Origin of the sequence: Nocardiopsis sp. MG754419, assembly GCF_018207095.1 — a bacterium.
Taxonomy (GTDB): domain Bacteria; phylum Actinomycetota; class Actinomycetes; order Streptosporangiales; family Streptosporangiaceae; genus Nocardiopsis.
In genome coordinates this window covers 1-7,670 of the sequence record NZ_QOCZ01000209.1, presented here as the reverse complement: position 1 = coordinate 7,670, position 7,670 = coordinate 1, and the positions used below count along the sequence as shown (strand labels likewise).

General features: G+C 71.8%; 7 protein-coding genes. 5 read left to right on the top strand and 2 right to left on the bottom strand.

Annotated elements, in window-relative coordinates; genetic code table 11:
• From DSY14_RS25780 to DSY14_RS25760, 5 genes are all read left to right on the top strand, one after another.
• Positions 1 to 1,283, top strand: a 1,283-nt coding sequence (locus DSY14_RS25780; protein ID WP_211719211.1) for an ATP-binding protein, incomplete at its 5' end; no start/stop codon positions are given.
• Between the two features lie 181 nt (positions 1,284 to 1,464).
• Entirely contained in the window at positions 1,465 to 1,788 is a 324-nt protein-coding gene (locus tag DSY14_RS25775) for a hypothetical protein (RefSeq protein WP_211719210.1), read from the top strand.
• Between the two features lie 10 nt (positions 1,789 to 1,798).
• Entirely contained in the window at positions 1,799 to 2,347 is a 549-nt protein-coding gene (locus DSY14_RS25770; RefSeq protein WP_211719209.1) for a hypothetical protein, read from the top strand.
• Positions 2,348 to 2,401: 54 nt separating this feature from the next.
• Positions 2,402 to 3,652, top strand: coding sequence for a site-specific integrase (locus DSY14_RS25765; protein ID WP_211719208.1), 1,251 nt, complete (start codon positions 2,402 to 2,404; stop codon positions 3,650 to 3,652).
• A gap of 116 nt (positions 3,653 to 3,768) precedes the next feature.
• Positions 3,769 to 5,133 carry a hypothetical protein gene (locus DSY14_RS25760; protein WP_211719207.1) on the top strand — a complete coding sequence of 455 codons (1,365 nt, stop codon included), beginning with the start codon at positions 3,769 to 3,771 and terminating at the stop codon, positions 5,131 to 5,133.
• Between the two features lie 71 nt (positions 5,134 to 5,204).
• On the opposite strand, the gene DSY14_RS25755 is transcribed toward DSY14_RS25760, so the two are convergent.
• Both DSY14_RS25755 and DSY14_RS25750 read right to left on the bottom strand, forming a co-directional pair.
• The gene (locus tag DSY14_RS25755) at positions 5,205 to 5,750 is read right to left on the bottom strand and encodes a hypothetical protein (RefSeq protein ID WP_211719206.1); all 546 of its coding nucleotides are present in this window, start codon (positions 5,748 to 5,750) and stop codon (positions 5,205 to 5,207) included.
• Positions 5,751 to 5,976: 226 nt separating this feature from the next.
• Complete coding sequence (locus DSY14_RS25750) at positions 5,977 to 7,407, bottom strand: amino acid permease (RefSeq protein WP_211719205.1); 1,431 nt, start codon at positions 7,405 to 7,407, stop codon at positions 5,977 to 5,979.
• Positions 7,408 to 7,670 lie beyond the last annotated feature (263 nt).

The window sequence follows — 7,670 nt, the reverse complement described above, 5'->3', positions numbered from 1 at the left end:
GCCTGCACCCCCCGGGCCCCCTCCCCGCACCGGTGGACGGCGACCTCATCACCGCCGCCATCGCCGCCGTGGACCGCCTCGACCACTCCTACCTGGCCGTCCAGGGACCGCCGGGCGCCGGAAAGACCTACCTGGCCGCCACGCTCATCACCCACCTGATCAAGGAGGGCCGCAGCGTGGGCGTGTGCTCCACCGGCCACAAGGCCGTGGAGAACGTCATGTCCGCCGCGATGCGCGCCGCCGAGCGTCAGGGCCTGGCCCTGCCCGCGGCCAAACGTCCCCGGGGCGGCAAGAAGGACCCCGACGCCCCCTGGTACCAACCCTCCAGCCAACAGGTCCTGGCCAACTGGCGCACCAAACACGCCGCCAAGGGCGAGGCGGTGCTCATCGGCGGCACCGCCTGGGGCATGTCCGGGGCCGACACCATCGCCGACCCCCTCGACGTGGTCATCATCGACGAGGCCGGACAGTTCGCCCTGGCCGACACCCTGGCCGTGTCCGCCTCCGCCCACAACCTCGTCCTGCTGGGGGACCCCCGCCAACTGCCCCAGGTCGTCCAGGGCGTGCACACCGACGGCGCCGACGCCTCGGCCCTGCAACACCTCATGGCCGGTGAGCCCATCATCGATCCCGCGCTGGGCTACTTCCTCGACCAGACCCGACGCATGCACCCGGACGTGTGCGCCCCCGTCTCCGCCCTGTCCTATCAAGGACGCCTCCAGGCCCACCCCTCCACCACCGGACGCACCCTGAGCACCCTGGAGCCGGGCGTGTACACCCACCCCGTCACCCATACCGGGCGCACCACCCACAGCCCCGAGGAGATCGATGCGGTGGTGGACGCCGCCCTGCGCCTGACCGCGGAGCGGGTCACCACCGACCCACAGAACGGGCCGCGTCCCCTGACCGGCGAGGACATCCTGGTGGTGGCCCCCTACAACCTGCAGGTGCGCGCGCTGCGTCGCGCGCTGACCCAGGCCGCCGAGGACCACCCCGCCCTGGAGGGGGTGCGCGTGGGCACCGTCGACAAGTTCCAGGGACAGGAGGCCGCCGCCGTCATCTGTTCCATGACCACCTCCAACGCGGCCGAGACCAGCCGCGGTCCCTCCTTCGTGCTGGACCGCAACCGGCTCAACGTGGCGCTGTCGCGCGCCCAGTTGGCCGCGGTGGTGGTGCACTCGCCCGACCTGCTCACCACCAGCCCCCGCACCGTGGACGAACTGCGCCTGTTGGCCTCCTTCACCGGTCTGGTCCACGGGGCGCGTCCCTGGCCGGGGCGGTGAAGGACACCCCCTCCCCGGTTTCGGACACACCCCTGGTGGAGTACGTTTTACGTGGCACACCACGCACACCGCCGCACGCACGTGCCGGGGCGCGGCGTGTCCGCGGGCCGCGGCGCCTGACGCCGCGTCCCTTCGTGACCCGGACCACCACCCGCATTTGTCGAAAGGCCAAACGGCCCCCGTGTCTGAACGTCCCTCCGCCCCCGGCGGTGGCCGCAACACCCGCCACCCCACCGGGATTCGCGTCGTCATCTGCATTCTGGCCCTGTTCGCGCTGGTCCTGGGCCCCTTCGGCTATCTGATGGGCCTGGACGCCGACTCGCACGCCGGGTCGGCCGCCGAATGGTTCACCCTGGCCTTCGGCGCCGCCGTGGGCATCCCCTTCCTGGCCGCGGCCGTGGCCACCGTGGCCGGCGATCGTCGCGCCGCCCTGTGGTCGTTGGTCCTGCTGGCCTGGCCGGTGGTGTTCGTGGTGGTCGTGCACCTGGTGCGGTCGGCCGGGTAGGCTCCGCTCCGTGTCACCCAAGAAGCGCAAACGCCGCAAGTCACACGGGTCCCAGGACCGGCCGGAGACCCCGTCCTCGACACCGGGGGACGCCGAGCAGGGGCGTGTCGCCCCGGGCACCACACCCGACAAACGTCCTCTGAAGCGCACTCCGGTGGCGGTGGCCTCCCCACCCGACCGGCGCGTCACCGCGTTGTGGGTCCTCCTGTGGGCACTGTGGGCGCTGGGCACACCCCTGGCCCTGGCCGGGCTGCTCTTCACCGGTCTGGACGGTGGTGTGGACCCCGCCGACCCGCGTCTGAGCGATCCCGAGACCGCGGCCGAGGTGATGGCCGAGCAGCAGCGCCAGGCCGTGCGCGCCATGGGCAACGCCCTGGTGTGGCTGTTGGTCATGGCCTGGGGTGTGCCGCTGGTGGGCACCGTCCTGGCCCTGGTGGTGCGTCGGCGGATGGCCGCCCTCTGCTTCGCCGTGGCGCTGGCCCTGTCGGTGGCGCTGCTGTTGCTGGTGGCACCGCCGGCCGAGCTCTGGGACGCCCTGAGCGCGCACCTGTTCGGCTGAGTCCGCACCACACCAGGCCCCGCCTGACCGACCCCGGCCCCATCACAGGCCACAATGGACCCCGTGGACACCACCGAACCGACCCTCACCGACACCGATCCGGACACCGACGGTTCCCTGCCCGTCACCGTGCGCAGCCGGCTGCGGCATGTGGACCACGGTGTCCTCGTCGACACCCGCGCACTGGAACGGGTCCGCGCACGCTTCGACGCCGACCAGGCCCACCTGCTGGGCACCTTCCTGGCCGGCGCCCAGTCCCCGGCCACCCTGCGGGCCTACCGTGCCGACTGGACCTCCTTCTGCGCCTGGTGTCTGACCGAGGGGCGCACCTCGCTGCCCGCCGACCCCACCGACGTCGCCGTCTACCTCGCCGTGTGCGCGCGCACCCGCAACGTCGACGACACCGACTGGGCGCTGGCCCCGGCCACCCTGGAGCGGCGCGCCGCGGCCATCGCCGCCGTCCACGGCGCCCACGGCCTGGACTCGCCCACCCGTGCCGAGGTGGTGCGCATGACCCTGCGCGGCATCCGTCGCACCCGCCGCAGGCGCCCGCGCCGCAAGGCCCCGGTGGTGCTCTCCACGTTGGAGGGCCTGCTGCGGGTACGCCCCGAGGAGGGCAACCCCGGGGGAGTGGCCCGGCGCCGTGACGCCCTGCTGTTGCTGACCGGGTTCGCCGGAGCGCTACGTCGCTCGGAGCTGGCCGCGCTGTCCTTCGACGACCTCACCCTGACCCTGGACCCGGTCACCGGCGCCCCGACCCTGGTGGTGGCGCTGCACACCACCAAGACCGACCAGGAGGGCCGCAAGAACCAGCAGGTGGCGCTGCCCCAGGGGCGTCACCGCGCCACCTGTTGCGTGTGCGCCCTGGCCGACTGGTCGCGGCTGCTCGAACTGCGCCGAGATCGAGGTGATCACGCCCTGCGCGCACACCTGAGCGCCCTGGAGGGCGCGCCCGACCCCACCGCCCACTCCTGTACCGAGCTGACCCGGCTGTCCCTGGCCGATGGTTCCGGGCGCCCACTGCTGCCGTCGGTGGACCGCCACGGACGTGTGGGTGAGCGGCCCATGTCCCCGCGGGCCGTGGGCGACCTGGTCAAGCGCTACGCGGAACGGGCGGGGCTGGACCCGGCGGACTTCGGTGGCCACTCCCTGCGGGCGGGGTTCGCCACGCAGGCGGCGCTGAGCGGGGCCGGTGACCGCGAGATCATGCGTCAGGGGCGGTGGACCAACCCCGCCACGGTGCACGACTACATCCGCACCGCCAACCCCCTGGACGACAACGCCGTCACACGCCTGGGGTTGTGAGCACGCGGATCTCGAATCACCAACAAACCCACCAGTAACACCATATAAAGCCAGTTAAAGTGCGATCCTTCCCTGATGAGACATTAGGTTGGTTGCGTGAGAAAGGGGACGGACCCATGGTCGACGAGTTTCGTGCGGCATTCCAAGAACTGATCGACGCCTCCGTCGCCACGGACCCCCACCGCTTCCCCCCGGCCGTCCACAAGGTCTACCTGCTGGCCTCCCGGATCCCCACCTCCGAACGCGAGCTCGCGCTGGAGGCCCTGACCCCCCTGCTGGCCGGTGACCACGCCGCCCCCGGTGTCCTCGCCGACCTGGCCGTGGTGGCCGGGGCACTGGTGGAGATGGGCACCGAGCCCGGCCCCGCCGGCATCGAGATCCTCCACCTGCTGCGCACCATGGGCAACGGCGCCATCGCCTTCCTGCGCGCCTGGGAGAGCACCGGCGTCGGCGCGCCGCCCGACCCGGACGCCGTGACCGCCGACGCCGAGGCCCGCGTCTCCGCCCACCTGGGCAACGACGCCCCGGCAGCCACCATGTGCTGGTGGACCATCCGCCGCCACGGTCTGGCCGGGCGGACCATGCTCGCCCATCCCGAGGTGCGCGCCCACATCCGCCGCGACCCCTCCCTGCACGCCCAGTTGGTGGCGATCACCAACCAGCTCAGCGACCTGCTGGTGGAGTTCGACGAGGTGCGCACCCTGCTGCGCATGGCCGAGGCGACCTCCGCCCTGGTCATGGACCGTCGATCGGGACGTGCCTTCCGGGTCCTCTTCGACGGCATCGGCGACAACTTCCAACTGCACACCCTGCTGGCCGACGCGCTCATCGGCCCCGCCGGGCAGGGGCTGCACGGTACGCCGCCCGACCCACGATGGGCGGCCTCCTACCGCTCCGCGGACGTGGACCCCGCCGCCCAGACGGTCCGTGGCAGGTGGAACCTGGTGGCCCACGACGGCTCCTGGGTGTGGAACGAGGGCCTGCCGGCCGAGATCCCCAGTGTCGACGGCGAGCACGTGCTCATCCTGGACGAGCAGCCCTACCCGCGTTCGTGGAACGCCGGGCGCCGCCACCCCCAGGTGAGCGGATGGCTGGAGGTCGACTCCGAGCTGGACGCCCAGGAGGCACAGCTGTGGTGGAAGCGGGTGGCCCCCGCCGAGTCGCTGCCCTCCCGGGTGGAGGAGGGGGACGAACCTCCCCTGCCCCGCCCGGTGGTGCTGGAGGTGGAGACCGAGACCGCGCAGCGCGTGCGCGGGTTCGTCCCCGCCCCCGAGCCGGAGGAGGAGCCGCTCCCGACGCCCCCGCTCCCACAGACGCCCGCCGATCCATCGCGGTCCCGGTCCTCCGAGAGCACCGCACCCACCGCCCCGGAGCACCGGGCCCCGGCGGGCGACCGCTCCGACACCGGCTCGGGCCCGACCCTGCCACGCCTGCCGCGCGGGGTCTCCCAGTCCAAGGGGTGGGGACCCACCTGGCGTTGAGACGGCCGTGGCCCCCGCCCCCGTGATCAGGGTGCGGGGGCCACGGCCGCCGGGGAGAGGGCAGGCTCCTCTCAGTCCTCCTCCAGTCGATGCCGGGGCGCGTGCCGCGCGGGCACCGGTTCCGAACGCAGGGCACCGGTCCGTGCCGTTGCCTCATCGTCTCCGTCCTCATAGAGCCCGTCGAAGTACGCCTCCTTGGTGGGCTCGTCGTCATCGTCGCGACGGACCCAACGCCCGCCCACGAACACGGGTGCGGCCAGCACCAGTGCCAAGGCGACGAACACGCCCAGGGGCAGCAGCTCCAGGGCGCCCTCGCTACCGGGTACCACGGGCAGGCGGTCGACCAGGTGCGGGCGGAACAGGGCCACGGCGGTCAGGCCGGCCAGGACCAGGGCGGCGCCGAAGGGCAGCATCGGGGTCATCCGTGGGGGGACGGCGACCAGGGCCACCAGGATCCCCACGCCGGCCACACCGGCCAGGGCCACCGGGCCGGTGCCCGACAGCACGCTCATGTCCGCGGCGTGCAGGCCCCGCAGGTGCGCGAAGGCCCAGCCGCACATGAGCAGCAGGACCGGACCCAGGATCAGGCCCGAAAGTAAGCCGACGAAATGTCGCACGAGGTGCTCCTCTCAGGGGTTGCGCAGCACCATAGCGACAAATAACGAGTTCGGCACCCTTCTTCGGAATCTGGACAAACAACTCATACAGGTGTATGCGGTGGCCGGTGCGGCGCCATCGCCTCCACCGTCGGGCTCGCCGACCCCACACACACCGGTGGCGCCCCACCCCGCAGGGAAGGGACGCCACCGCACGTCAGGGACTGTTCACCTCACCGTCGCCCGCTCACCGCACACCGGGGGAGCGATCCGGGTCGGGTCCGGGCACCGCGGCGCCCGCCGCGGTACCGGCGACCGCGTCCAACTCCTCGGGGGTGGCCCGGCCCTCCACACCCAGGACCCGACGGCTGGGTTCGGCGCCCACGCGACGGCGCACCTCGTAGACGATCAACGCGACCACGACCGCGCCCACCGACGCCCACAGGGCCTGGCGGTGTTCGGGCAGCGTCGCCATGGCCACGAAGATCCCCGTCAGCCCGAGCAGGGTCGCCCAGGTCAGGTAGGGGAAGGCCCACATCCGCAGCGTCAGCCGCTCGGGGGCGTTGCGCCGCACCCGAGCGCCCACCACCAGCTGCGAGGCGCAGATGGTCAGGAACAGCACCAGCAGGATCGCGCCGATGGAGGCCACCAGGAACCCGAACACCTGTCCGGGAAAGAGGTAGTCGGCCACCACCGCGGCGTAGCCCACCACGGTGCCCAGCAGGATGGCGCGCACCGGCACCCCCCGACGGTTGGTGCCGCGCAGCACCCGCGGGGCGTCGCCCTGACGCGTGAGCATGAACAGCATGCGCGAAGAGGTGTACATGGCGGCGTTGAGCACGCTCAGCACCGCGATGAGCACCACGATCTCCATGATCAGGGCCGCGCCGGGGATACCGACCGTCTCCATGACCACCACGAACGGACTGCGGTCCAGCTGCGTGGAGTTCCACGGCACCACCATGACCACCACCAGGATGGAGGCCACGTAGAACAGGCCGATCCGCCAGAGCACGTTGGTGATGGCCGTGGCCACGCCGCGTTCGGGTTCGGCGCTCTCACCGGCGGCGATGGTGATGATCTCCACCCCACCGAAGGCGAAGAGCACCACCACGGTGGCCCCCAGCACCGCGACCCATCCGTTGGGCGCGAACCCGCCCAACTCCCAGAGGTTGCCCACGCTGGAGCCGTCGGTGCCGCTCCACAGCCCGAGCGCGTAGAGGCCGCCCACCAACAGGAAGGCCACGATGGTGGCGACCTTGATCAGGGAGAACAGCGACTCGGTCTCGGCGAAGACCTTCACCGAGATCAGGTTGGCCACCGTCATGGTCAACAGCACGATCAGGGCCAGCGCCCAGCCGGGTACGTCCACCCACTGGCTCAGGATGGTGGCACCGGCCACGGACTCGGCGGCGACCAGGACCGCGTACATCCACCAGTAGACCCAGCCGATGGTGAAACCGGCCCGGGGCCCGAAGGCCAGGCGTGCGTAGTCGGAGAAGGACCCGCCGGCGGGGACCGACACCACCATCTCGCCCAGGGCGCGCAGGGTCAGGAAGACCAGGGCCCCGGCCAACGTGTAGGAGAGAACCGCCGCGGGTCCCGCGGTCTGGATCACGGCGCCGGAGCCGATGAAGAGCCCGGCGCCCACCGAACCGCCGATCGCGATCAGTGCCATGTGTCGGCGGCGTAGCGAGTGCGCCAGCCCCGACCCGTTGTCGTCTTGTGTCGTCTCTGCGGACGACGTCTCACTGCCTGTCACGGGCCCCACCATAGGACGAAAGGTTGCTCACATTTATCACTGAACCCGTCAAACAACCCATGAACCAATGAATGTGGCGCACGTCATGTTCTTCGCAAAAGACCGCAAACGACCCTGCACATCCCGCGAGCGCGCCACGGCTCGCACAACGCACCACCACCCCCAGGCCATCCCCACAG